Origin of the sequence: Peribacillus sp. FSL M8-0224, from assembly GCF_038003055.1 — a bacterium.
Taxonomy (GTDB): domain Bacteria; phylum Bacillota; class Bacilli; order Bacillales; family DSM-1321; genus Peribacillus; species Peribacillus frigoritolerans.
Window position 1 is genome coordinate 4,328,182 of the sequence record NZ_JBBOOJ010000001.1, and the last position, 23,838, is coordinate 4,352,019.

The 23,838-nt window shown below is 36.6% G+C and carries 28 protein-coding genes; 8 read left to right on the plus strand and 20 right to left on the minus strand.

Annotated features, from left to right (window positions below; genetic code table 11):
* Positions 1-113 precede the first annotated feature (113 nt).
* The 3 genes from MKX49_RS20855 to MKX49_RS20865 form a co-directional block, all read right to left on the minus strand.
* The gene (locus MKX49_RS20855; protein WP_323598363.1) at positions 114-314 is read right to left on the minus strand and encodes a hypothetical protein; all 201 of its coding nucleotides are present in this window, start codon (positions 312-314) and stop codon (positions 114-116) included.
* Between the two features lie 264 nt (positions 315-578).
* On the minus strand, positions 579-1,061 hold the full coding sequence (locus MKX49_RS20860) for a DinB family protein (protein ID WP_340877621.1): 483 nt from the start codon (positions 1,059-1,061) through the stop codon (positions 579-581).
* Positions 1,062-1,138: 77 nt separating this feature from the next.
* On the minus strand, positions 1,139-1,474 hold the full coding sequence (locus tag MKX49_RS20865) for a DUF3953 domain-containing protein (RefSeq protein WP_340878587.1): 336 nt from the start codon (positions 1,472-1,474) through the stop codon (positions 1,139-1,141).
* Positions 1,475-1,665: 191 nt separating this feature from the next.
* On the opposite strand from MKX49_RS20865, the gene MKX49_RS20870 reads away from it, so the two are divergent.
* Entirely contained in the window at positions 1,666-2,436 is a 771-nt protein-coding gene (locus MKX49_RS20870; protein WP_063590061.1) for a sporulation protein, read from the plus strand.
* 255 nt (positions 2,437-2,691) lie between these two features.
* On the opposite strand, the gene MKX49_RS20875 is transcribed toward MKX49_RS20870, so the two are convergent.
* From MKX49_RS20875 to MKX49_RS20885, 3 genes are all read right to left on the minus strand, one after another.
* Positions 2,692-3,003: a hypothetical protein gene (locus MKX49_RS20875; RefSeq protein WP_340877622.1), complete on the minus strand. Its 312-nt coding sequence runs from the start codon at positions 3,001-3,003 to the stop codon at positions 2,692-2,694.
* 459 nt (positions 3,004-3,462) lie between these two features.
* Entirely contained in the window at positions 3,463-4,044 is a 582-nt protein-coding gene (locus MKX49_RS20880; protein ID WP_089364843.1) for a TetR/AcrR family transcriptional regulator, read from the minus strand.
* A 45-nt stretch (positions 4,045-4,089) separates the two neighbouring features.
* Positions 4,090-4,587 (minus strand): ester cyclase, encoded by a 498-nt coding sequence (locus tag MKX49_RS20885; RefSeq protein WP_318292860.1) that lies wholly within the window; start codon positions 4,585-4,587, stop codon positions 4,090-4,092.
* A 218-nt stretch (positions 4,588-4,805) separates the two neighbouring features.
* Here MKX49_RS20885 and MKX49_RS20890 point away from each other — a divergent pair, with 218 nt between their 5' ends.
* Positions 4,806-6,071 (plus strand): MFS transporter, encoded by a 1,266-nt coding sequence (locus MKX49_RS20890; protein WP_340877623.1) that lies wholly within the window; start codon positions 4,806-4,808, stop codon positions 6,069-6,071.
* Positions 6,072-7,417: 1,346 nt separating this feature from the next.
* On the opposite strand, the gene MKX49_RS20895 is transcribed toward MKX49_RS20890, so the two are convergent.
* The 5 genes from MKX49_RS20895 to MKX49_RS20915 all read right to left on the minus strand — a co-directional run bounded on the left by MKX49_RS20895 (position 7,418) and on the right by MKX49_RS20915 (position 10,743).
* Complete coding sequence (locus MKX49_RS20895; protein WP_340877624.1) at positions 7,418-7,936, minus strand: histidine phosphatase family protein; 519 nt, start codon at positions 7,934-7,936, stop codon at positions 7,418-7,420.
* Positions 7,937-8,242: 306 nt separating this feature from the next.
* Positions 8,243-8,710: a hypothetical protein gene (locus MKX49_RS20900; RefSeq protein WP_340877625.1), complete on the minus strand. Its 468-nt coding sequence runs from the start codon at positions 8,708-8,710 to the stop codon at positions 8,243-8,245.
* 191 nt (positions 8,711-8,901) lie between these two features.
* Positions 8,902-9,399: a hypothetical protein gene (locus tag MKX49_RS20905; protein WP_253349900.1), complete on the minus strand. Its 498-nt coding sequence runs from the start codon at positions 9,397-9,399 to the stop codon at positions 8,902-8,904.
* A 361-nt stretch (positions 9,400-9,760) separates the two neighbouring features.
* On the minus strand, positions 9,761-10,183 hold the full coding sequence (locus MKX49_RS20910) for a hypothetical protein (protein ID WP_340877626.1): 423 nt from the start codon (positions 10,181-10,183) through the stop codon (positions 9,761-9,763).
* A gap of 263 nt (positions 10,184-10,446) precedes the next feature.
* The gene (locus tag MKX49_RS20915) at positions 10,447-10,743 is read right to left on the minus strand and encodes a hypothetical protein (protein ID WP_340877628.1); all 297 of its coding nucleotides are present in this window, start codon (positions 10,741-10,743) and stop codon (positions 10,447-10,449) included.
* A gap of 117 nt (positions 10,744-10,860) precedes the next feature.
* Here MKX49_RS20915 and MKX49_RS20920 point away from each other — a divergent pair, with 117 nt between their 5' ends.
* Together MKX49_RS20920 and MKX49_RS20925 are read left to right on the plus strand one after the other, a co-directional pair.
* Positions 10,861-11,817: a patatin-like phospholipase family protein gene (locus MKX49_RS20920; RefSeq protein ID WP_340877629.1), complete on the plus strand. Its 957-nt coding sequence runs from the start codon at positions 10,861-10,863 to the stop codon at positions 11,815-11,817.
* A gap of 385 nt (positions 11,818-12,202) precedes the next feature.
* Positions 12,203-13,024: an STAS domain-containing protein gene (locus MKX49_RS20925; protein ID WP_262870477.1), complete on the plus strand. Its 822-nt coding sequence runs from the start codon at positions 12,203-12,205 to the stop codon at positions 13,022-13,024.
* A 368-nt stretch (positions 13,025-13,392) separates the two neighbouring features.
* Here MKX49_RS20925 and MKX49_RS20930 read toward each other — a convergent pair whose 3' ends face one another.
* Positions 13,393-13,800, minus strand: coding sequence for an Lrp/AsnC family transcriptional regulator (locus tag MKX49_RS20930; protein ID WP_063575111.1), 408 nt, complete (start codon positions 13,798-13,800; stop codon positions 13,393-13,395).
* 132 nt (positions 13,801-13,932) lie between these two features.
* On the opposite strand from MKX49_RS20930, the gene MKX49_RS20935 reads away from it, so the two are divergent.
* Positions 13,933-14,697 (plus strand): MBL fold metallo-hydrolase, encoded by a 765-nt coding sequence (locus MKX49_RS20935; protein ID WP_340877630.1) that lies wholly within the window; start codon positions 13,933-13,935, stop codon positions 14,695-14,697.
* Between the two features lie 170 nt (positions 14,698-14,867).
* Positions 14,868-16,178 (plus strand): MFS transporter, encoded by a 1,311-nt coding sequence (locus MKX49_RS20940; protein WP_340877631.1) that lies wholly within the window; start codon positions 14,868-14,870, stop codon positions 16,176-16,178.
* A 270-nt stretch (positions 16,179-16,448) separates the two neighbouring features.
* Here MKX49_RS20940 and MKX49_RS20945 read toward each other — a convergent pair whose 3' ends face one another.
* The 8 genes from MKX49_RS20945 to MKX49_RS20980 all read right to left on the minus strand — a co-directional run bounded on the left by MKX49_RS20945 (position 16,449) and on the right by MKX49_RS20980 (position 21,199).
* Positions 16,449-16,646, minus strand: a complete 198-nt coding sequence (locus tag MKX49_RS20945; protein WP_340877632.1) for a hypothetical protein — start codon at positions 16,644-16,646, stop codon at positions 16,449-16,451.
* A gap of 571 nt (positions 16,647-17,217) precedes the next feature.
* The gene (locus MKX49_RS20950) at positions 17,218-17,910 is read right to left on the minus strand and encodes an aspartate/glutamate racemase family protein (protein WP_340877633.1); all 693 of its coding nucleotides are present in this window, start codon (positions 17,908-17,910) and stop codon (positions 17,218-17,220) included.
* Positions 17,911-17,945: 35 nt separating this feature from the next.
* Complete coding sequence (gene fosM / locus MKX49_RS20955) at positions 17,946-18,368, minus strand: FosM family fosfomycin resistance protein (RefSeq protein WP_072273601.1); 423 nt, start codon at positions 18,366-18,368, stop codon at positions 17,946-17,948.
* A 14-nt stretch (positions 18,369-18,382) separates the two neighbouring features.
* Entirely contained in the window at positions 18,383-18,913 is a 531-nt protein-coding gene (locus MKX49_RS20960; RefSeq protein ID WP_340877636.1) for a PepSY-associated TM helix domain-containing protein, read from the minus strand.
* Positions 18,914-18,940: 27 nt separating this feature from the next.
* On the minus strand, positions 18,941-19,384 hold the full coding sequence (locus tag MKX49_RS20965; protein ID WP_340877637.1) for a GNAT family N-acetyltransferase: 444 nt from the start codon (positions 19,382-19,384) through the stop codon (positions 18,941-18,943).
* A 300-nt stretch (positions 19,385-19,684) separates the two neighbouring features.
* Complete coding sequence (locus tag MKX49_RS20970) at positions 19,685-20,164, minus strand: GNAT family N-acetyltransferase (protein ID WP_340877639.1); 480 nt, start codon at positions 20,162-20,164, stop codon at positions 19,685-19,687.
* Between the two features lie 49 nt (positions 20,165-20,213).
* The gene (locus tag MKX49_RS20975) at positions 20,214-20,471 is read right to left on the minus strand and encodes a hypothetical protein (RefSeq protein ID WP_340877641.1); all 258 of its coding nucleotides are present in this window, start codon (positions 20,469-20,471) and stop codon (positions 20,214-20,216) included.
* 188 nt (positions 20,472-20,659) lie between these two features.
* Positions 20,660-21,199: a GNAT family N-acetyltransferase gene (locus MKX49_RS20980; protein ID WP_340877642.1), complete on the minus strand. Its 540-nt coding sequence runs from the start codon at positions 21,197-21,199 to the stop codon at positions 20,660-20,662.
* Between the two features lie 371 nt (positions 21,200-21,570).
* On the opposite strand from MKX49_RS20980, the gene MKX49_RS20985 reads away from it, so the two are divergent.
* Together MKX49_RS20985 and MKX49_RS20990 are read left to right on the plus strand one after the other, a co-directional pair.
* Positions 21,571-22,566 carry a zinc-dependent alcohol dehydrogenase family protein gene (locus MKX49_RS20985; protein WP_340877643.1) on the plus strand — a complete coding sequence of 332 codons (996 nt, stop codon included), beginning with the start codon at positions 21,571-21,573 and terminating at the stop codon, positions 22,564-22,566.
* Positions 22,567-22,806: 240 nt separating this feature from the next.
* On the plus strand, positions 22,807-23,505 hold the full coding sequence (locus MKX49_RS20990; RefSeq protein WP_340877645.1) for a DUF421 domain-containing protein: 699 nt from the start codon (positions 22,807-22,809) through the stop codon (positions 23,503-23,505).
* Positions 23,506-23,838: the final 333 nt, after the last annotated feature.

Here is a 23,838-nt window from a genome sequence, read left to right on the forward strand (position 1 = left end):
CTAACCTGTCTCGAAAGTTGCATAAGAAATGGAGCCATTTCCAGCCCCATAGAGAAGTAGTGCACCCTTTTGTTTCATTATGAGCTTGTTAGATACCAGAAAATAACCGCCGGTTATTTCCTTTTTAAACTATTTATTAAGAAATGAATAATGCCAACAATCAGAAAAATATAACCAAATCCAATTAACAATTCAGGATTATTCATTTGAGTAGTAAGCTCTTCTAGCAGATTTTGAGCAAAACTTGAATAACCAATTGCTAAAAATAATCCTCCTCCTACTAGATAAAGAATTGCTACACCATATTTTTTCAATCTAAAGTCACCTCAAAATATTATTCTCCCTAAGCTAATTGTTTCCTTCCCTATCCTGCCCCTTTAGTTGCATAAAGAAAGAGCTGCCTTAAAGACAGCTCTGATCTTCAGCTAACGCACCCGTTACTTTAAATACAATTCTTCACAAACTGATTTTGCTTAACAAAACTGACCAGCAGCAGAACATCGAAAAGGCGATCTCTAATTGAAGGACTTCACTCAATATATATAGAAACCGACTAAATTAATATCTATTTGAATTATTTATATGGAATGAGGGGAAAGACCCCGACCTATAAGGTTTGCAGAAACAGGCTTTTTCCCTAATTCCCTTGCCCAAATTGATAATTGCCCTATATGGTGAATTTCGTGAGCAATAGTATGTCGCATTATTTCCCCCCAAGTATCCGTCACAATTCTTCCATCTTGCAAGTTATCATAAAATAATTGATTTTCCATACTAGCATCCCAGTTGTTCACAAAGTTTTCCACTTCTAAATGAAATTCAGCGTCCAATTTTCGAACTTTGTTCAAGCTTTTATAACTGTCGAAACTCTCCTGAAAGTCAGTTTTACCTTGCAAGAGACGTATCCAGCTCCATTCGACATCAACAATATGGAAAAGTGTATGCAATATACTTCCCATTCCACCCGTTCGATTCCGCAGAATTTCTTCTTCACTTAACTCTTCACACCAACGATACCAGTCTTCTCTTACCATCCAGTTATATCTAAAAAAAGTTTGCAAAAATGCCCCTCCCCATTTAGAAAATAATGTAACTGTTAAAATACTATTAGTGCAATGCCAAATATCGTTAAATATTACTATTTATACAAACATAGGTTGAATTCCTTTTTCAACAATCCTGTCCTGATAGTTCCATAAGAAAAAGCTGCCTTAAGGCAGCTCCGATTTTCAGCTAACGCCCCTATTAGTTCTATAAGAAATACGGTATGTAAAAAAAAAGAAGAGAATAAAGAGATAACAATATTCATATACCCCCAAAATCCTTTTCTGTCTTTTTGAATTTCGACAAATCCTGTCACCAACATAAATGCCCCAAGGGAAAACATATAATAGGGCATTAACTCCAAGGTTTGAGCTATTAGACTATAACCTGATAGGACAATAACCACTATCGCTAAAATAATTCTAACCATTTTCAAAAATTATATTTCCCCCTAAAAAAATACTTTCTTTACAAGTCTCTCCGCATTGCACCACTTAGATATGCATAAATTTTTGTGGTTTCACTTTTTCATGGCCCATTAAACTTTGACCCCCTTCTAGAGGCGCTCATGGACCTATTATGCTATGCTATTTATAGACTTACAAAGGGGGAATTATGTACATGTCATTTTTTGATAAAATGAAAGCAAGCATCGGAATCGGTGCGGCGAAAGTGGATACAAAATTAGAAAAAGATTCATACAAACAAGGAGAAACGGTAAAAGGGAACGTGTTTGTCCTTGGCGGAAACACCCAACAGGAAATCAATGGGCTGTACATCCATGTGATGACACAGGTTTTGAGGGAACAGGATGACCGTAAGTATTTAGATGATGTTACCCTTTACAAAATAAAGGTTTCGGATGCATTCGTCATTGAAAAAGGCGAAGAAAAGGTGATTCCGTTTTCCTTGCAACTTCCGTACGAAACGCCAATCACGGTAGGGGACGTGTCTGTGTGGATGAAGACGGAAATGGATGTGACGTTCGCATTGGACCCTAAAGATAACGATTATATAAACGTATTTGAAAATGAAACAGTCAGTAGCTTCCTAAAAGCAATCGAATCATTAGGGTTTTACTTGAACAAAGTGAAAAATGTACCCTTCAAACGGAGCAAAACGGGTGTCTTTCAGGAATTCGAATACAAGCCAAAGGGCGGTCCATTCCAAAGAAGCCTTGATGAGGTTGAAATCGGATTCGTCGCGGACGCACAATCCGTAGATTTATTCATCGAAGTGGATAGAAAAGCAAGAGGACTTTCTGGGTTTTTGGAAAGTGCAGCAGGAATGGATGAATCCAAGATCCGAGTGCAATACAAACATTTCCAAAAAGAAAGTGTAGAAACAGCCAAGCAAGAACTAATGGATATACTATCCCGTTATTCTCGATAAATTGGATTTGCTTATCTGCCTTATATAAACCCCATACATCAGTTAAGATCATACCTGTTTCTCTCCAATGTATACCATATTAATAGACAGTATAGACAAAAGAAGAACTATTATAATAGATCAGTAGATTTTTCATTAAACAATAACACCTGTTAGTTAAAGAAGAAAAACTGCCTTAAGACAGCTCCGATCTTCAGCTTACGCACCCGTTAAAGGAGTTGCCCTAACAACTCCTTTAAGAACAAAATTTATTTATTAATCACTAATAATCCTGTTTTTATTTTTAAAGTAAATAAACAAATTAAATATGCTTAACCCTAAAATTATAAGAAACAAATATGAGGAAATAACATCTCCTCCTAAATTTAATTCATCAGCTATGTATCCTATAATAAGATTAATACCAGAAACAATTATTGAAATTATTGAAGTAATACTAACTGTGAATCCATTAACGAGGTTGCTCCGTTTCTTTTGAACCAATAAAATAATGGTAATAACAATTAAACTAATTATAAAAGTTATAAAAACTAATCTTAGGAAATCGTATATTTCCAACCCTTCCATAGTCATCCCCCTTACTATCCTTTTCCTATTAATTTACCACAAAAAACGATTATCCTTATGCAACTAAACTGCCCGGTAGTTCTATAAGAAAAGTGAAACTTCTTCAAGAATCGCTCCCTTTAATTGAAGAATACTTTACTAATATTACTTAGTATTGCTGTTAACTAATTGCAAAAATATCAGGTGAAAACTCAATGGTATTGTTGCTTTAAATAAAGTTTGATCAAATTGATACTAATAACCTTGATAAACGAAGAAAAAGCGTATTTTGAAAAAAGATTGATCAAAATACGCTTTTAATATAATTAATGAATCATTATTTTATTAAAAAAACTTGCCGTAACTTGGTTAATAAAAATTAGCATTACAGCTGCAATCGATTTTATAGATTGGGCTTTATACAAACCCCATTTATTCACAGAGACTGACATGATTGATAAAACTGGAATTTTGATAAATTTATTTTAATAATGATAATATCATCGCTACAGAATTATCTACAAATGAACGCTCTGGACGGGATTTCATCAACACGGTAAGTCCGATTAATGAAACGACTAGTGTCTGTGCTAAAACTTTAGCATTAAGGCTGCTTTCGAGCTCACCTGAGCGAATACCTCGGACAATCGTTTCTTGAAATATGATCGAAAGATACATCTGATGCTCCCTTGTAAGGATTTCAAATTTTTCATCGTGAGGGGCAAGTTCCACCATTGTATTAATGCAAAAACATCCCTTGTTCGGACTTTCTTTATATTCCTCTTCCACCAAATCTTCAAAAAATGTGTGAAATGCTTCCTTTACAGATAGATTGTTTTGAAGTTTTGTTCGAATATGGGAAGCATGTAGCTTTGTATATTTGCGTAATGCAGCCTCAAACAATTTCTCTTTGTCTCCAAAAGCTGAGTATAAGCTTGGTCGTTGTATCCCCATTTTGGCAGTCAAATCGCTTAGCGAAGTAGCCTTGTACCCCTTCTCCCAAAAAAGCAACATAGCATCATCCAACGCTTTTTCCTCATCAAATTCACGTTGTCGAACCATAATAAATCCCTCATTTCAAAAAAACAAAATTTCTTCACTAGATAATTAATCTTGTTCTTGATTCTTTTTTATTTGCTCAATGATTCCGAATCTGTCCACTTGAATCCAGTATTCCACTATTTTTCGATCCTCTAATCGGTATACGGCACTACCTATTTCAATAACCTCTTTATTTGTAGGCAGATAACCCTCATACTCTCCAATATGCATTCCCGTCTGCTTCCATCTGACATGAACTTTTTGATTTTGAGAAATTAATTCTTGGATTTCTATTTTAAAATTCCCCCATGAATCCATCATTTCTCTTATATGATCAGCATAATTCTCAGGTGACCTTTTAATTGTCACCATGCTTTCTGAATTCACTTGATGTGCTCTTACCTCTTTCGCCATAAAAAACTTAGCTTGTTCGGGATTGCAACCTGATCTGACAACTTCAAAGAAGCTTTTTATAATCTGTTCGTTTGTCTGCAGGAATTTTGGAGATGGTGAATCGCCCCCAGATATTTCAGTTAATTCGTTATTCCCCGGTATTTGATTCATGGATAATTAACCCTCCTTTTAATTACCAATCGGTATATTATGATTTTATTTAATTAAAGTCCTATTGTCAAATTGTGATGATTCTTTCAAGGACATCATTCAAATAACTGCATAACTTACTTGACATCAAAACGTTTTGTTGATTATCCTTATTAGGAATCATTTTATACCGAACGATATATTATACTGTTGAGTACAAAAAAAGAGGGGTGTAAGTAATGGTAAAGGTGAAGGTTAAAGAAAAAACAACAATTAAAGTTAAAGATCATGATACGAAAACAGATCAATTACAAAAAGTATCCGGATCAACCATGACTCGCTATATGGCACTATTGTTTGCAACAGCCTGTGGGATGGCTGTCGCCAACATATACTATGCACAACCGTTGCTAAACTCACTGGCGACCGAGTTCGGTATCGCCCATTCATCCATCGGCATTGTCATTACCATTACTCAGCTTTGTTACGCGCTAGGACTGATACTGCTAGTACCGCTCGGTGATCTACTGAATCGACGTCGGCTAATCATCGGTCAGTTGCTTTTATCCGTGTTGTCTCTGATTGTGGTTGGCATCGCCCCCATCATCACAGTGCTTTTCACGGGATTAGCTGCGGTCGGACTGCTTGCTGTGGTGACTCAGGTGCTCGTAGCGTTCGCATCGACTTTGGCTGCCCCAGCCGAACGTGGACGTATAGTCGGCTTGGTGCAAAGTGGAGTCGTGATCGGCATTCTGCTCGCACGAACATTCGCTGGTGTACTAACCGATCTCGCCGGTTGGCGTTCGGTCTATCTAGTTTCTGCCGCCATGATGCTCATCATGACTGGCGTGTTGTTCCGAGTACTCCCGCGTGATGAAAGCGAAAGAGAGTCACTATCCTATCCGCATCTGCTTCGTTCGGTGCTCACATTGTTCATGCAAGAACGAATCCTACGAGTCCGAGGAGTACTGGCTATGCTGATTTTTACCGCGTTTAGTACATTGTGGACTTCGCTGGTTCTACCTCTCAGTGCTCCACCATACTCTCTTTCACATAGCGCTATTGGAGCGTTTGGTCTCGCTGGAGTTGCCGGAGCATTAGCTGCTGCTCGTGCTGGGGGTCTGGCTGATCGAGGTTTAGGACAGCGAACAACCTGCATAGCCCTAGTTTTATTGCTAGCATCATGGTTCCTAATCAGCTTTACCGAACACTCACTGATCGCATTAGTCATTGGCGTTATCTTTCTTGACCTGGCTGTGCAAGCAGTACATGTCACCAATCAGAGTATGATTTTCACAGTGCGTCCTGAGGCGAGAAGCCGACTTACTGCTGCTTACATGATTTTTTATTCCATCGGCAGTGCCATGGGTTCAGTTGTTTCAACCAATATATACGCAAACTATGGATGGATTGGTGTATGTCTATTTGGTACCTCTGTCAGCGCTTTGGCCCTTTTGTATTGGGGAATAACCTACCGTCTGACGGAGCAGATTAGAGAGAAATAATACCGATTTTTATCTTGGTTTGAAATTTTTCAAGACCTAAAATCATACAAAGTTACAAAAAGGGGTGATACATATTAGTCATGTATAATAAGTATCACCCTTTTACTTCTTGTTCAACAAACACACGCTTATATACAGAGTTTTTTCAAAGCAGTGCAGCTTTATTTCAAATATACAGTATTCAATTAAATGGCCCAATTGTTGAATAACAGCACTCCTCAACCATCCTGCCCCTTTAGTTCCATAAGAAAAAGCTGCCTTAAAGACAGCTCCGATCTTCAGCTAACGCACCCGTTTGTAGAAGAAGGTACTGTGCATTAATATTCTGAACTGACTATTCTATTTCCACATTTGTTGCATTTAATTGATACAGTGTTTTCGCCCTTTTCACCGAATTGGTTACCATTAACAACTGCTATATCCCCAGATTCTTTTGAAAAAAAATCTGATAATTCTCCAAGACATCCGCACTCTGAACATGTATAGTAAAACTAATTTTCTCCCTCTTTGCGTCTAAAATCCCTGTTATGATTCCCTTTAAAATTGGTATAACATACGATTTCATCACTTTACCCCTACGTCGCTTTTTGCTTCAAATACGCATTTTTCGTTTTTTTTCTTCAACTAAACTGCCCCATAGTTCCATAAGAAAAAGCTGCCTTAAAGACAGCTCCGACCTTTAGCTAACGCACCCGTTTGTTAAACAAGGATCATCCTATTTATTACCACAATTTTTTCGAACTGCGACACAATAACTTTCTTAAACTGTAAATTCACTTTTTTATAAAGGCTGTTAAGAAGGAGTGTCATTGACAAATTTATTGCATAAAAAAAGCTGTCTAGATGACAGATCTAACTTACTGCTATTGCATCTGTTACTTCTATAATACGTTTGATGGAGTGTCAGGAAATCCCCCTAACAATCACATAGGAATGTACCCTTTTGTTAGATATACAAATATCATAACAGGAATAAAACTAAAGACCATAATTAAATTGCTTAAGGCTATTAATCTGTTGTTTGATAAAGAACCTATTACCACTCCAATTGGGTTAAGAACAAATGTTAGCATCCCATAAGATACTTCAATTTTAAAGACCAAATAAGGAATCCAAGAAACAATTCCACAGAGTAAAAAGGTAACAGATAGCCAAAAGTATATCTTTGTTTTTGGATTGACTCGACTCAATTGTTCCAACGCCTTTCAAAACAACAATATCCTAATCTTAACACAGTTTCCAAATAAAGTTACCAAACTAACCTGCCCCGTTAGTTCCATTAGAAAAGGAGCTGCTGATCAGCTCCTGATATTAAAAAAGTTAAAATTATTCAGCGCGAAAGTAAGTTAATTCAAATGCGTAGTACTATTTGAAAATCTTATAAGTTTGTATGGATGATCGGTATACTCAAGAAGATGTATACCTGTATTATTAGAATTGAACCACACATCATTAATTTCGGGTGGTAATTGAAGAAAGCTTTCAATTATTTTAGTAATCACCCCCCCATGGGATATTATAGCAATTCTTTTATAATTTGCACTGTTCTCTCTAATATAGGAAAGGACATTTTGAGCTCGTAATCTAAAATTAAATTCACTCTCCATATCTTGCATCTCTCGTAAATCATCTAAGAATGTTACTGGGCTTTGGATAGTATTTGATAAAGTTTCAGCAGTTTCACTAGCACGAAGCAAGGTACTTGACCATATGAATTCTGGTGGAAACTCTTCTGATACACGCCGACACATTTTTTCTACTTGTTCAACTCCCTTAATAGTTAGTGGTAAATCTGTAGTTCCTTCATAATTTTCTTCTAGAAAATCGTCTTCTGACTCACCATGTCGAATTAATAGTATCTGCAAGATAACACCTCAACTTTGTTTTATTTATCCATATTAATAATTCAATTCAACTTTAATAAAACCTTTAAAAGCATAAAAACTGAGGTATCATAACTCTAAATCCTATTAAGGTTTATTAAGAACCTTGTTCAACTAACCTGCCCCGTTAGTTCCATTAGAAAAAAGCTGCCTTAAAGACAGCTCCGATCTTCAGCTAACGCACCCGTTAGTTTTAGTACATTTCTTCACAAATATAAGAACAAGAGCTGCCAATGCAACTCCCTTATTGAGTATAGCACCTGTTAGTTGAAGAAATCATATCCTTGCTTAGCTTCTCAAATAAACAACACTGTTTCTTCGTTCTACTTGAAAATTTAAATCATCATTACTATTAAGCATATAAACTGCATCTTTATAATTCTCAGATTCAAAAGATATACCATATCCATTATTCTCAGGATAACCATATAAATAGCAGACTACTTTTCCATCGTTCAAGAATACAATTTGATTCATTCCTTCATTTACAGTTCCGTTAATAGTATCCCATTTATAACCTACCGTTTCATATATATGATCTAACGGGGTATATGGTTCAAAGGAATATACTACATCCCAGTCAAACGGTGTTACTTCTAATAAATTTATTGTTTCAACGGAATGTCCAATTGATAACACTTCTTCTTTTAACAACTCTTCGTTTACATCCCATAAATCTTTCTTTAATAGATTTATAAAGATAGCTATACAAATAATACCCAAAGCTATAATTAATACTGTCTTTTTAGATTTCATAACTATACTCCACCTTGAACAACAACCTTCCTAACAAATATTCTATTTCATTACAACAATTATTTCTAAAAATGGAATGTATTCTTAATGAACTATCCTGCCCCGATAGTTCCATAAGAAAAAGCCGCCTTAAAGACAGCTCCAATCTTCAGCTAACGCACCCATTACCTGAAGGATAACATTGTATAAAACTACCTCATTGCACTTCCCAACATAACCATGCCAATAAACCCATATACAACGGTAACTCCCAAACCATACAAAATTAAGTTATCTTTTTTAAATAGTCTGATCAGTTCAAAGAAAGAAATGACAATCCGTAAAACCAACAATAATCCAAATATACATAAAAATGACATCCCGAAAGCCATTGGAATCTCTGTCACTAACCTCATGCCATCTGACTTATCATTTGAGATTACTCCAATTCCCATTCCAATATAAATCCACAAAAATGACCTCAATATCAATGTAAAGAATAAAATGTAGTAACGGTGAACATTAGGTGCTAAAGAAGAATCCACAGACGTCATCCATTTTATAAAATACTTGATACATAACCTACACGAAATAATAGGATGTAACCACGCAAATATAAAATCTGTTTCATCGTCCTTAACATAAGAATTCTTTCCAAATGTCATATTAATTATATTTGATTCATTTTTCTTGTTTTTTTTCCTTTTCATCTTCAACAACCAATCTAATAGTCATAGTATAAATCGATATTCTTCAATCGAAATTATAACATAAACGAGAGTAAAACCTTTTCTGTGTTAAAGAGTCATTTAGGTATAAAACAACATTGCATCAACTGCGTTCACCTTCCTCAGGAATACGAAATACCCAGTTCCAAATTTTTACATTACATTGTTGTGGAGTTTATATAGAAAAGGTGATGCAACAACCATTATGAAATATATTTTCCATTCCTTACTTTAATGAATTGATTTAGTGCAAAATCCAATGCGTTAAATCTTTATAGTCCTCAACAATAATTAAATAAAACGAGAGCACACTTGCATAATATGACTCTTCATTTATAAGCTCTTATAGGCCACCATCTAAACCGTCAATTTTCACCCCTCTACTCCAATCACGATCGATTTTTAATTCATTATTTGTAGTGGATATGGTTAATTCTCCTTCTTTTTCATAAATTTTAGATGAATTCTCGTCATAAACTTTAAATGTTGTTGTATATAAGTAATCTATTTTGCCATCACCATTTTTTCTTTGTTCTTCAAGTTTCACATCTTGTACTTCTATACTTTTATTAATTTGTTTGGATACCAATTCTGGTATTTGAAATTTCCGGTTAGCGATTTCAGCATTATATTGTTCTTCTGTTAAATATAATTTAATCTTTTCTGCGATTTCATCAAAAGTTGGGGGATTGGACGGATCTTTAATAGTATATAGTTCTTTACTATAATTATTAAATAGTATTTCTGCCTCTTCTACTTTGACCACATTTTCCTCTTTTAGGGGTTTTTTTCTTCACTGTTTTCTTTGATCACATCTTTGTTACAAGCAACTGCACTAATAAACAATACAACCAAAAACAATAAACTAAGAAATTTCTTTATGATAGCCACCTCATTATCTTCAAATGAATCTACACTCTACATATTCTATACAAATTATGAATTACCCTTGTTCAACTAATCTGCCCCGTTAGTGCCTCAAGAAAAAGCTGCCTTAAAGACAGCTCCGATCTTCAGCTAAAGCACCCTTTAGTTTAAGTGTAACCCTTCACAATATTGTTGTTGGAAAAAATGATCTCCATCTTGAGGGGTCGCAAGATATTTAATAATAATCAATTCCTTTTGTGCACAGGTTGCAAAAGAACCTGTTTGAGGACGGAACAGGCAGCCGTAGCCTACCGCTATGGCTTTTTTATTTTCTTTCAAGTTTTTTTGGTTGTACTTTCTGTCTTTCCCATCACCCATTACAAACAAAGTACGTACATAATAATTCTGTTTGGCTTGCCCGTACTGCCACTCAAACGTAGTCCCCTCTATCATCGTCATAGTTTTTTATATACTCGGTGAAGTCTTTCCTTGGATGTTTAGCTACATAATCCGGCTCCTGAAAAATAAACATATACTGAATGATATTTGTGACCAGATTAGAAAGGAGAAATAGCTTTGACAAAATATCGGATCATGTCCTTTGATGGAGGCGGCACTTTAGGTGCTTTAAGTTTACAACTTTTGAACAGACTGGCTCGGCAAAACCCAAAATTAATTAGTCGAACCAATGTTTTTTCGGGAAATTCAATCGGTTCATTCACTGCCCTTTCGTTAGCAAGTGGAAGATCGCCGAAGGAGACACTCCAGTTTTTCAAGGATAAAATCCTGCCTGCTTTCAGCGTTTCCCGACCAGGTGGACCTGTTTTTAACCAACAATTGCCATATTCTGGTTTCATTAAAGCGGTACAAACATTTTTCCCATCAGATCTTCTCCTCAAAGACTTAAAAAGACGAATTGTTGTACCTGCATTTCATTTATTCTCACCGGAGCTGAATCGTTGGACTCCTGTGTTATTCCACAACTTTCCTGGCTCTCCCTATTTAAATGAGAAAGCGAGTGATGTAATACTACGGAGCAGTGGTGCTCCCGCGACGCAACGAGCCTATCAAAACTACGTGGATGGGTATACAGTAGCAACCAACCCCAGTACAGCCAGTATCGCATTTGCGGTGGGGAAAGCCAAACAGCCGTTGGATCAAATTGCGGTATTATCCATTGGAACAGGTGAAGAGCCGACTCGATTAAGAAGAGATACGAAGGGGTGGGGGATGGTAAGTGCAGATAACATACGTCCCGAAAATATGAAGAACCTTCCCCCAAATTGGGGAGTTCTTTTGGACCGAGCTCCCAATGAACCCTTACTGCCATTTCTTCAGATTGTCGCTAGTGGATCCGGTTACTATGAATCCATGGTCAGTTCTCAGCTTCTAGGAAATCGTTTTTTTCGGTTAAATCCACGGATCCCTAATTTCTCCAAAACGGACCCTTCTGTGGTTCCAGCTCTCATTTCAATTGCTAACAAAACAAATTTAAATCCTGCAGTTCAATTTATAGAGAAAAACTGGAATTAATAAAGTTATCCTATAAATCTGATTGAATTTTTGTTTTTATTTCAAGCATTCGGATTTTTTACAATAAAATCAGCCAGAACCTGGCTGTTTTTATTTATTCAGTTCTTCTTCAACTAAACTCTCTACTAATGTAAGGAAAATATGCCAATGTACATTTCTTTAATTGAACAACCTGCCCCGTTAGTGCCATATGAAAAAGGCTACCTCAGCAACCTTCCTTATTGAAGTAAAGCACCCGTTAGTTTAAGTAGAAATCTTCACAATATTAATTTACATAAATATCATCCATTTTCCTTTAAATTAGAAGTTTTTTGTGTAAATGGGTTTAGTAATTAAATAATAGGGTATTTATGATTTGGCATATTTAAAAGAAGGAGATTAAATTATGGATTTGTCACTTGATATATATAAATTAATGAAATTCATCGAAGAAAATAACGAGGATTTTGAAGATTCATTATTAAACGAAGCATCTAATGTGAAAGACAAAATTAAAGAAATATTAATGGTAGGTAATATTGACCTGATAAATAATGCCCGTAAGCTGGTTCGATACATTATTGAGGGTGAAGAACAAGAGCTTCAATCATTTGCTAAACAAGAAGGTATAGCTTGGGCGACACACGAAATACCATTAACTTTCAAATTAGAGTGGATGCAAGCCATTCGAAGAACTTTGTGGAAGTTCCTACAAGGATATAACGAGGTAACGAATCACGTTATAAATGAAGATTTTTTTTCGGTAGAAAAACAAATAAATAATCAAGTAGACAGGTTTTTAAATGTTTTTTTTATCACATATTCTCAATACAAAGATTCATTGATAATGGCTCAAAGAGAATTGGTCGAAAATCTTTCTGTGCCAATAATCCCAATAACACCCACTATATGTATTTTGCCTTTAATTGGTGCGGTTGATCTTTACCGAACGAATATTCTAGAGGAAAAAGTTTTAATAGAGATTGGAAAATTACGTATTCAAACATTGATTATGGACTTATCTGGAATTATGGAAATGGAGACTGAGGTAATTGATCATTTAATGAGGATTATTGACGGCACTTCATTAATGGGATGTACCACTGTGATTACCGGGTTAAGAGCTGAAGTGGCTAGCAATATGATACGCTTAGGAATGAGATTGAATGAAAAAGCACAAACATTAGGAACTTTACAACAAGCGTTGAATAAATACTTAATATGTTGAATACGGAGAATCTTAGAGGAGGGTCGCTTTGCCGACTCTTTTTCCTTATTCAATATATTCTGACCAACTGTCTAAATATTTTTCCTGCCTAGCAGTTACATCTTTGTATAAAAAATATAGTTAGGCATTTAATTCAACACCAATCAATTCATTTTCTTCTTCAACTAACCTGTCCTATAGTTCCATAAGAAAAAGCTGCCTTAAAGACAGCTCCGCTCTTCAGCTAAACCACCCATTAGATTAAGTACAGTCCTTCATATACTAACTTGTGAATAAGAAAACGAGGTGTCCCTGCTGCCTTCGTTGTTCAATTCAAGCCTTATAAGTTTAAATGTGACTATTCACAAATATCCATGTTTATTCATGCCCTACTTACTTATAACGATCGATAATTTATAGTTTGCATACTTGTTTAACTCTAATAAAAATTGATTTAACGCTTCATTACTTGGAAACCTGCACTCCAAAAGATAACAGCTATCTCCACTGATTTTATAATTATTGATGACATACCCCTCCTTTGTTCGGATAAAAGAGAGATAAGGTTGATGATGTGTACCTTCTATATAGATATTGATAAAGGCATACGTAAAGCACCCTAATTTCGCTTGATTCACTTTAATGCTATAACCCTCAATAACCCCATTGTCCTCTAATTTCTCCACTCTAGCTGCGGCTGCTGGTCCTGTTAAGTGAACTCTCTCCCCTAATTCTTTCATCGTAATCCGGCTATTGCTACATAACTCCTCTATAATTCGCTTATCTGTTTGATCCATCTGAACGTCAACTCCTTTCAAAAATAAAGTCAAACGACTAAAACACTTTAATTTATCTGTGTATTTGAATCCTGCTCATATTATACACTTAACACTGTTAGGGAACACATGAAAAGAAAGGGAGTTGTAAAGATGAAAATTACACAAATTCGAAATGCAACGATAGTTGTAGAATATGCAAATAAAAAGTTTTTAATTGATCCGATGTTAGCAGAGAAAGGTACGTACCCGTCCTTCCCTGGTACGATTAGGCAAGATCAAAACAATCCTTCAGTGAGTTTACCAACCTCTGCTGACGATATTATTAGTGGAGTTGATGCAGTCATTGTGACTCATTTACATTTAGACCATTTTGACGAAGCAGCGCAAGGACTATTACCAAAAGATATTAAAATGTTCGTTCAAAATGAAGAAGATGCAAAGGAAGTCCAAAATACCGGGTTCCACAATGTAGAGGTATTAACAAAGGACACTGTCTTTGAAGGCATCCAATTAGTTAAAACAAGAGGCGAGCATGGAAGAGGAAAAGAACTATTAAAGCGTATGGGGGAAGTATGTGGCGTTTTCTTTAAACATCCAAGTGAAAAAACATTGTACGTAGCTGGTGATACAGTCTGGTATGAAGGTGTACAGGATGAATTGGAAACCCATAAACCAGATATTATTGTTGTCAATGGCGGAGATAATCAATTGATAGAATATGGTTCTCTCATTATGGGAAAAGAAGACATCTATGAAGTACACAAGGCGGCTCCTAATGCTAAGATTATTTCTGTTCATATGGAAGCTGTTAACCATTGGACACTATCTAGAGAAGAATTAAAAAACTTTAGTAATGAAAAAGGATTCTCAAGTAATATGTTAGTACCAGAAGATGGTGAATCCTACAAATTTTAATATGAACACCGACAAATAGTTTCACGTTCCTATTTAAAAATAAGAAATAAAAGAAGCTCATAATTATCGAAATTTAATTATGAGCTTCTTCTAATTACAATATGAAATGTTCCAAGGATGACATCCAAACATGAAAAGCTACAAGGATATTTCGTTAGGAGGTAAAGTTCATGACAATGTCAGCAAAAGATACGAATGCCTCAACACACCAGCCTATATGGCTGCAAGAATATATTGATTCACCAGAAAGACAAATACACCTTTATAAAAAAACATTAAGAATTTTGATTCTTTCACAAATCTTTGGGGGAGCAGGACTTGGAGCCGGTATAACAGTAGGAGCGCTTCTTGCACAAGACATGCTAGGGACTGAAAATGCGGCAGGAATTCCAACTGCCCTATTTACTTTAGGTTCTGCAGGAGCTGCCCTGCTTATAGGCCGGTCTTCGCAACGTTTTGGCCGCAGAGCAGGACTTGCAGGTGGTTTCCTTGCAGGTGGGTTAGGTGCTATTGGTGTTATAATTGCAGCCTTAACCAACAGCATCCCACTTTTATTTATTTCTCTTTTTATTTATGGAGCTGGTACAGCGTCTAATCTACAAGCGCGATATGCAGGTACAGACCTTGCAACAGATAAACAAAGGGCAACTGCTGCAAGCATGGCCATGGTTTCCACTACCTTGGGTGCTGTTGTTGGTCCTAACTTGGTCAATAGAATGGGGGAATTTGCGGATTCAATTGGTGTTCCAACCTTGGCTGGCCCCTTTATCTTGTCAGCAGCTGCTTTTATTATTGCCGGATTATTTATCTTAATTTTACTTCGTCCAGACCCTTTGGTTGTGTCCACAGCTATTGCGAATGCAAAGAAAAAAGACGATAGCGTACAGACAGGGACAAATTTAAAGAATGCTACCATAAACAAAAAGGGTGTTGTTGTTGGGGCTGTAATTATGATTTTGACTCAATTTGTCATGGCAGCCATTATGACAATGACACCAATTCATATGGGACATCATGGTCATGGTTTGGGAGAAGTAGGATTAGTTATAGGTTTCCATATAGCAGCTATGTACCTTCCTTCACCATTGACAGGTATATTGGTAGATAAGCTTGGCCGCATTACTATGGCTGTTGCTTCTGGTGCTACACTCCTAGCCTCTGGATTGGTGGCAGCTTTTACACCGGTAGGATCAATGCCACTGCTTACCCTGGCGTTAGTACTGCTAGGTTTAGGCTGGAACTTTGGTTTAATAAGCGGGACTGCTCTCATTATAGATTCAACACACCCATCTGTGCGTGCAAAAACACAAGGATCAGTCGATGTACTATTTGCACTGTCAGGAGCAGCTGGTGGGGGGGTATCAGGAATGGTAGTCGCTCATTCTAGTTTTGCAGCATTATCACTTTCTGGAGCCATTCTGTCACTAGTGCTTATTCCTGTAGTTGTTTGGTCTCGGAAAAGTCCAAGCAAAGAGCTATGATAGTTAGACTAATGTAGATATATCCCTATATAGTGAAATAAAAATATTAACAAGGCAGCTTTCAGCAAGAAACGGAAAGCTGCCTTTATTCATATAGGAAGGTAACTTATAAAAAACAAGCTTCTAAAGAAGCCAGGAGCTGTATAAGAAAATGAGGTTTTATGGAATCTCTTGTTCAACTAACCCGCCCCGCTAGTTCCATAAGAAAAAGAGCTGCCACAGCAACCCTTTTATTAATGTAAAGCACCCGTTAACCTATTATTTTAATATTTATTGCTTGTCATCAGTTTCTTCCGTATTGCCCATTGTTTTTTGATTTTTACTAATATGATTAGCTATATATAAAAGTAAACCAAAACTCCCGCCAACAAGTACCCCGAAACCTGAACCAACAGCTAACCATTCCAAGGCATAAAAAACTATTACTCCGAGAAGAACATATGAAAAAACTGTATCAATCTTAAGCAAATCCAACCTTCTCCTTTACTGCAATATAAATTTTATTTCAAATCAGTTAGCTGCATAAGCACAGCTTAAGCATGAAGGAAAGCTCCTGTTAGAATAATTTCAAAAAGAATTCTACTGTATTAAATGACCTGAAAGTAATGTATCCAAGCAAAGATACATGGAATGGAGAGAAAATAAATATTCATTAAACACCCTAAAATCATTACGTACTTTATGACTCTCTTCTTAATAAGAATTGACAAAAATAGTCCAATAAACGGTAATAGAATAACTGCTATTTGTATCGTTATATTTTCAAAAGTGTGCATCCCCCAAGGACTAACATTCATCATACCCTTACTATGGATGAACAAAAAAGTTCCTGATAAGATCCAAATTAAACTAGTAATAAATATATATGTTACATTTCGCATCTTTATCTCCCTTTAAATTCGAATACCATATCTTCTAGTAAGACTTTAACACACAATTACATTAATTTGGTTATTTTACCTGAATTAACCTAACCTCAGCTCCACAAAAAAAAAGGCCGCCGCAGCAACTTTCCTTATTGAAGCACAATGTGATCAATTCATTTTTCCATTGCCATATTGACGGATTCGATGGCATGTATGACAGCTGTATCGAATAATGGCACTTCGGAATCCTCTGGTTTTACTAGTAATCCAATTTCTGTGCAGCCTAGTATTATTCCTTCCGCTCCATCATCCACTAACTCCTTGATGACTTTTTTGTAATAATGCCTTGATGATTGTTGAATTTCACCTAAACATAATTCTTCATAAATCACTTTATTGATTACTTTTCTATCCTCTTCGCTTGGTATCAGGACCTTGATACCATTAGTCTCAATTCGTGTTTTATAAAAGTCTTGCTCCATCGTATATTTAGTGCCAAGTAAACCAACCGTACTGATTTTGGTCTTTTGAATTTGTTTTGCCGTTGAATCAGCAATGTGCAAAATCGGTAAACTGACTTTTTCTTCAATATATCCAAACACTTTATGCATCGTATTTGTACAAATTAGTATCATTTCGGCACCTGCCTTTTCCAAAGACAGAGCTGCATCGCCTAATAATTTGCCGGAACTTTCCCAATCCCCTTCAGCTTGGCAGCGTTCGATTTCCTCAAAGTCCACGCTATATAAAATGCACTTGGCTGAATGCAATCCTCCTAATTTGGCTTTTACCTCTTCATTGATGATTCGATAATATTCCAACGATGACTCCCAGCTCATGCCGCCAATAAGGCCAATAGTTTTCATGAACATTCCCCTTTTCATTTGAAAATAGCTTACTATCAGTCGAAAAACTCCATATGTGCTTTTTCTTGTTTGTAGTAATCTATTCTATTTTGTAAAGTCCCTGTATGAAACTCAAACTTATGACCATCTGGATCAGTGAAATAAATGGACTTCTTATCCTTTTCATCTCTTGGACGTCCTGACAGAATGTTTACATTCAATCCGATCAGTTTCTCATACATGTTCATGAAGTCGGCTTCTTCTATGGAAAAGGCGATATGTGTGTATGATTGGCTTATTTCATTACGGGGAATATCTTTTTCTTCATTCAGGGCAATCCACATTCCATTCAAATCAAAATAGGCTGTGGTTCTGCCCTTAACTAATAATTTCGCATCAAAAACCTTTTGATAAAATTCTATGGAACTGTCTAAATCAGAAACTGAAAATAAAAAGTGATTCAAACCTTTTATAGACACATTACCACCTCATATTAAGATTTCCTTTTATTCGCCATTAGACGCTTATAGAGAGGATACCCGAACATGTAATACCCGGAAAACGACAGCAGGATTAAGGATAAACCCGTCATTGTGAGGATACTGTATCTATACCAATCACCAAAGAAGGTTCCATCATGTAATGTAATGAGGAAAGTCGAGTAATCTGGATTTGTGGATAACACTTTTCCCGTACTCACATCCATTTGAACACCTTGACCGTTATTAAAGCGAACCTGGTACACATTTGCACTTGGTCTATATTCGATTCTAAAGATATCTTCAACCGAATCCGCACCTGGTAGATCCTGAGACACAGCAATGGACACGACCTTCTCCATGGGTATCGCATGATCTGGACTTGCCTCTTTCCCCATACGTAACTCATCAGCCACTCCGAGTGGTATCATATAAACAAGCACGAGGCCAGTTACTGCGATGAACATGAAAAAGATGGATAAAATCAATCCAGTCCATTTATGTATTTTTCTGCTTAATTGATACAACTTTACAGATTTCGACAAAATCCCATCACGTCCCTTGACTATTTTTCAAAAAAAGTTTTTCTTCATGACCACCCTATCTTCGTTTACAACATAATCATTTTTCAGATAAAATGCTTCTGCAAGCCCCTCATTGGCCGTTAATAGATATAGACTTTTAATCTCTCTCTTCTGCAGTTCAGCTTCCAAGGCTCGAAGCATTTTTGAGCCATGCCCTTTGCCTTGCATTTGATTATTCACACAAAGTTCTGCCAAATAATACGTTAAACCTTGATCAGACACTTTACTATTTCCAGCAATGAAACCAACTGGTTTATGATCAATATGAAATAAAAACCCAAGAAATTTAGGTGTATGCAATAAGTCGGAAAGTCTCTCTTTAGCCGTTTCATAGGTCCATCTTTCATTCCATGGTTCACGATTAAAAACGTTCATGTAGAGTTCGATGCATAGCTCCAAATTCTCCGATGTCAGTGGTACCATTTCTGTCATATTCATGCTTCCTTTCTATATTCATTAAAATTTTGTATATTAATCCAAATTATATCTTATCCTTGTTGAACTATCCTGTCCCTATAGGACCATAAAAGAAGAGCTGCCTAAGAAGAAATGAAGGGGGCATACAATGAGCAGATTAGATAATTATGAGGTTCTTCAGAGAAATATTACAAAGAACGGGTATTGTACGTGCTATTCCAGGCCGCATTGGCAATGAATAAAACCCGCTTTAGCTGACAGTCCTGCCTTAGTGGATTCTATAAAAAAAGATCGACCGATTTTTACTGGTCGACCTTAGTTCATTGATAACTGTTTCATGAATAAAACTCTATCTTGATTATGTCCGTCATAGTCAGAGTGCACTGAAACACCATCAATGAATGTATCTCCCTCTTCCATTTCAAATCCCATCTTGGTATGATAGGCGATTGAAGATTTATTGACCGGAGACGTTACACAACGGACAACATTGCGGCCATTTTGATTAACGACATCGAAAAATTGATTATATAACTGTCTGCCGATATCATTTCTTCTGTATTCAGGATGCACTCCGACAAAGTGAATATATGCCTCATCAGGCTGAGATTGAGATAAAATCCCTATCAGGAAACCGACTATTTTCCCTTCCTTTTCGGCTATGAAACTTGTATTTGTAAAATGATCAAAGAATAATTTCGGTAGCATATCAGACATTTGCCTTCCGCCCCACCACTCATTGATCAGCGGCGATATGACATAGTAATCTGCCCCTTTCACTGAACGAATTTCCATCCTTATCCCCCTTTAATCATTAAGTCCATTCAATAATATACATACCCCGTTAGCTCATTAACTTTTCATACGATAAAATTACAATTCCACAAATTACTGAAACTCCTAAAAATGATAAAACATAAAAATGAGGGGGCGTAACACTCACACACTCTACCTGGTTTTGGAGGTTTTCTACTTTTCCCCATGCATTCTCAATACCTGGTTTATAGTTTTTCGTTTTTATATAACCGACTAGCATCATAACGACTACATAGATTATATGAATGGAAATTGAACCTATAATTGCTTGAAGAACCACTTTCATAATGCCCCTCCTTTTTTACTCATTTTACCATATTATTGCATCAAAAAAGGAGCTGCTGATCAGCTCCTGGTAATGAAGCAAGCACCTGTTAGTTCATAAAGAATCGCCCTTTAGTGAAGATTGATTAACCTCCGATTCATGGCTTAACTTCCTCAAAATCTTGAATTTGTATAGGATCGATATGACTGTCAATGTGTCAATGCAGTATAAATCGAATAATCTACTTCACCTGAGATATTTCCCAACCCATTTTCACACAACTCCATAGCCATTAAATTCTCAACAGAAGGTGGAGGATTTTTTTTGGACGCATAGATTCCGAATTCAGTTGATGTTCTAAATCCAAAGCGTTGATAGTATCGATCATCTCCTTCAACAATCATTCCCTTGAACCCCATTTTAGCAGCTAATTTAATACCTTCCTGCAACATATACGTACCAACACCCTGACGCTGTTTATTAATTGCCACCGAAACTGGTGATAACATCAACATTTCATTTTCATACCTATTACTAATTGGAAGTTTTGAAAGGATAAAGTGACCTATAATTACCCCTTCTTCCTCAACAACTAAATCAAGCTGTGGAATATAATAGGGTTTTTCCCGGATCTCTCTTACCAAAGCTTTTTCAGCTAATCCATTTGAATAAGCGGTATTTTTGAATACCTCATATACAAAGTCTTCAATGAAACTATATTCTTCTTTTTCTACTGGTCTTAACTCCATTAATACACCTCCATCATCACTGTTCTACAGATTCTGCAATCATTCCAGAATTCCTTTTTCATCATCTGGCCCAATTGTTGAATAAAGGCCAAACAGCACTCTTCAACTAATCTGCCCCTTTGCTGCATAAAAAAAGAGTTGCCAAAGTAACTCCCTTAAAGCACCTGTTCAAATTATAAAGTCAGTATACTATATTACAAATTTTATTCTATTAAACAATAATGTGTGTAACTTTTAATTTTATAGTAGATAAAGTATCATTGATTTTACAAACAAAGACTAAATATTCTTACATTTCATCCTATTCCCTGCAATCCTTAACAGGCATAGGCAATGAAAAATTCCCCATAAAATAAATAGGAGTGACTAAAGTGAAAGCACAAATCATTCAATCTTTTGGTGATCCATCCGTATTTCAGCTTGAAGAGGTTTCAAAACCCGAATTAAAACCTGGACATGTACTTATTCAAGTCAAGGCTTCAAGTGTAAATCCTATTGATACGAAAGTCCGTGCTGGTGCAGTTCCAGCCGTTGCCCCCGAGTTTCCAGCCGTTTTACATGGTGATGTCGCAGGTTTGGTATCTGCAGTGGGAGAAGGAGTTACTGAGTTTAAAGTTGGCGATGAAGTGTTTGGATGCGCGGGTGGTTTTAAAGGGACTGGCGGTGCACTTGCAGAGTTCATGCTTGCAGATGCTGATTTACTTGCTCACAAGCCGAAAAATTTGACGATGGAAGAAGCCGCTGCTTTACCACTAGTTGCCATTACCGCTTGGGAAGCATTATTCAATCGGGCACATCTAGTCCCTGGTCAAGATATACTGATCCATGCAGCAACCGGCGGTGTAGGCCACATTGCCATTCAGCTAGCCAAATGGCAAGGCGCGACAGTCTATACAACTGCCTCTTCGCAAGAGAAGCTGGAGATTGGCACGCGCCTTGGGGCAGATGTAACGATCAATTATCGAGAAGAAAGCGTTCATGACTATGTACAAAAATATACAGCCGGAAAAGGATTTGACGTTGTGTTTGACACGGTAGGCGGAGAAAACCTTGATCGCTCTTTTGAGGCGGCTGCGGTACATGGAACGGTGGCAGCCATTGCAGCCCGTTCGACTCATGACCTCTCCCCAGTGCATTCAAAGGGACTTTCTCTGCATGTTACCTTTATGTTGTTGAAGATATTAAATAAGGACATGCATAAGCAATATGGAGAGATTTTGAAGAAGGTTGCCAAGGTGGTTGAGGAAGGTAAGCTGCGCCCGCTTGTGGATCCAAACATATTCACCTTTGATGAAGTCTCAAAAGCTCATGAGTACATGGAGTCAGGCAAGGCGATAGGAAAAATTGTTTTGAAAAATGATTGGTAATGAATAGGCAGGTTAACAACTTTATGTTCATTTAAAAATAGGCGGTACGGTGAAAATCTCTATAGATTCTCGCTGTACCGTCTTCTTTTATTTAATAGGACAATACCGCCTCTGATGTTGGGTATTCTTATTTAATAGAATTGCAGAAAACGGTACTCTGCGTGTGAAATAAATACCAGGTACAATTTGGTTTAAATGATTGTTAAAAGGGAGAAAGGGAAAAAAAGATGAGGTGGTAAAATGATTTATCTGGAAATAGCAACGAAGCTGGTGATTGGGCTGGCTGGACTCCTGGCAGTGACAAGACTTCTTGGAAAAAAAGAAATGTCTCAAGTGACCCCTTTTGATTTTATTTACGCTTTAGTATTAGGCGGCATTCTGGAAGAAGGCATTTACGATGAAAAAGTGTCGATCTGGCAGATTCTATTTGCCATTTGCCTTTGGGGGATTTCCGTTTATATCATTGAGATTTGCGCTCAAAAAAGTGATCGCATGAAAAAGTTGCTCAAAGGACATCCTTCTTTGATTATTCGTAATGGCGAATTGGATATAAAACAAATGAAAAAAAATCACCTGGAAATTGAACAGGTTCGAACCATGCTACGGAAACAGGGGGTGTTCACTCTCCGGGAAGTGCGAGATTTATATCTTGAGCCTGGCGGGGACATCAGTGTAAAGCTTCATTCTAAGGCGGGAAGCATCACACCAGATATGCTTGACCTCAATCCTAGGGATGAAGCACCTTCTATCTTAGTAATTGAAGAAGGCCAAATAAAAGAGGAAGAACTTCGATCCGTGAAAAAATCAAAAGAATGGCTTCTGGAAGGGCTTCAGAAGAGGAATTATAAAAAAATTGAGGATATCCTATATGGAGAATGGTCAGAAACGGATGGATTCTATATACAGCCGTATCCCAAAAAAAATTCTCAAATACAATAAAAACCTTGAATATTTTATAGACGGTACAGTGAAAATCTCTAAGATTCCAGCTGTACCGTCTACTTTTATTTTTATATGCCGTAAAGCACCAATAGGACATAGTAATCGGAATTGGCAACTTTAAGACAGATTGCCATAGTAGACTTCTACAGGATAAAAAGGGCTTTCTGTCAAAATAAAATCTCGGTTTCAGTGTGATTACATTTGAAAGATATGAATTCATTATACATAACCGGACAATCATCATATATGTTCCGCTGCTTTGCTTCTCCTTATTAGGCTTTTCAAGAGTTACTCTTTATAAAAAGATAACAAAGTATGGACTTTAATATT

What these genes read in the sequence shown, in the direction of transcription:
- MKX49_RS20885 (WP_318292860.1), bottom strand. Translation starts at nt 4,587, where the DNA reads ATGAATCAAATACCGGGGAATAACGAATTAACTGAAATATCTGGGGGC.
- MKX49_RS20915 (WP_340877628.1), bottom strand. Translation starts at nt 10,743, where the DNA reads ATGACGATGATAGAGGGGACTACGTTTGAGTGGCAGTACGGGCAAGCC.
- MKX49_RS20905 (WP_253349900.1), bottom strand. Translation starts at nt 9,399, where the DNA reads ATGAAAAGGAAAAAAAACAAGAAAAATGAATCAAATATAATTAATATG.
- MKX49_RS20965 (WP_340877637.1), bottom strand. Translation starts at nt 19,384, where the DNA reads ATGACAGAAATGGTACCACTGACATCGGAGAATTTGGAGCTATGCATC.
- MKX49_RS20975 (WP_340877641.1), bottom strand. Translation starts at nt 20,471, where the DNA reads ATGAAAGTGGTTCTTCAAGCAATTATAGGTTCAATTTCCATTCATATA.
- MKX49_RS20990 (WP_340877645.1), top strand. Translation starts at nt 22,807, where the DNA reads ATGATTTATCTGGAAATAGCAACGAAGCTGGTGATTGGGCTGGCTGGA.
- MKX49_RS20930 (WP_063575111.1), bottom strand. Translation starts at nt 13,800, where the DNA reads ATGGATCAAACAGATAAGCGAATTATAGAGGAGTTATGTAGCAATAGC.
- MKX49_RS20900 (WP_340877625.1), bottom strand. Translation starts at nt 8,710, where the DNA reads ATGAAATCTAAAAAGACAGTATTAATTATAGCTTTGGGTATTATTTGT.
- MKX49_RS20880 (WP_089364843.1), bottom strand. Translation starts at nt 4,044, where the DNA reads ATGGTTCGACAACGTGAATTTGATGAGGAAAAAGCGTTGGATGATGCT.
- MKX49_RS20865 (WP_340878587.1), bottom strand. Translation starts at nt 1,474, where the DNA reads ATGGTTAGAATTATTTTAGCGATAGTGGTTATTGTCCTATCAGGTTAT.
- MKX49_RS20980 (WP_340877642.1), bottom strand. Translation starts at nt 21,199, where the DNA reads ATGGAGTTAAGACCAGTAGAAAAAGAAGAATATAGTTTCATTGAAGAC.
- MKX49_RS20970 (WP_340877639.1), bottom strand. Translation starts at nt 20,164, where the DNA reads ATGGAAATTCGTTCAGTGAAAGGGGCAGATTACTATGTCATATCGCCG.
- MKX49_RS20925 (WP_262870477.1), top strand. Translation starts at nt 12,203, where the DNA reads ATGGATTTGTCACTTGATATATATAAATTAATGAAATTCATCGAAGAA.
- MKX49_RS20940 (WP_340877631.1), top strand. Translation starts at nt 14,868, where the DNA reads ATGACAATGTCAGCAAAAGATACGAATGCCTCAACACACCAGCCTATA.
- MKX49_RS20950 (WP_340877633.1), bottom strand. Translation starts at nt 17,910, where the DNA reads ATGAAAACTATTGGCCTTATTGGCGGCATGAGCTGGGAGTCATCGTTG.
- MKX49_RS20935 (WP_340877630.1), top strand. Translation starts at nt 13,933, where the DNA reads ATGAAAATTACACAAATTCGAAATGCAACGATAGTTGTAGAATATGCA.
- MKX49_RS20875 (WP_340877622.1), bottom strand. Translation starts at nt 3,003, where the DNA reads ATGGAAGGGTTGGAAATATACGATTTCCTAAGATTAGTTTTTATAACT.
- MKX49_RS20870 (WP_063590061.1), top strand. Translation starts at nt 1,666, where the DNA reads ATGTCATTTTTTGATAAAATGAAAGCAAGCATCGGAATCGGTGCGGCG.
- MKX49_RS20890 (WP_340877623.1), top strand. Translation starts at nt 4,806, where the DNA reads ATGGTAAAGGTGAAGGTTAAAGAAAAAACAACAATTAAAGTTAAAGAT.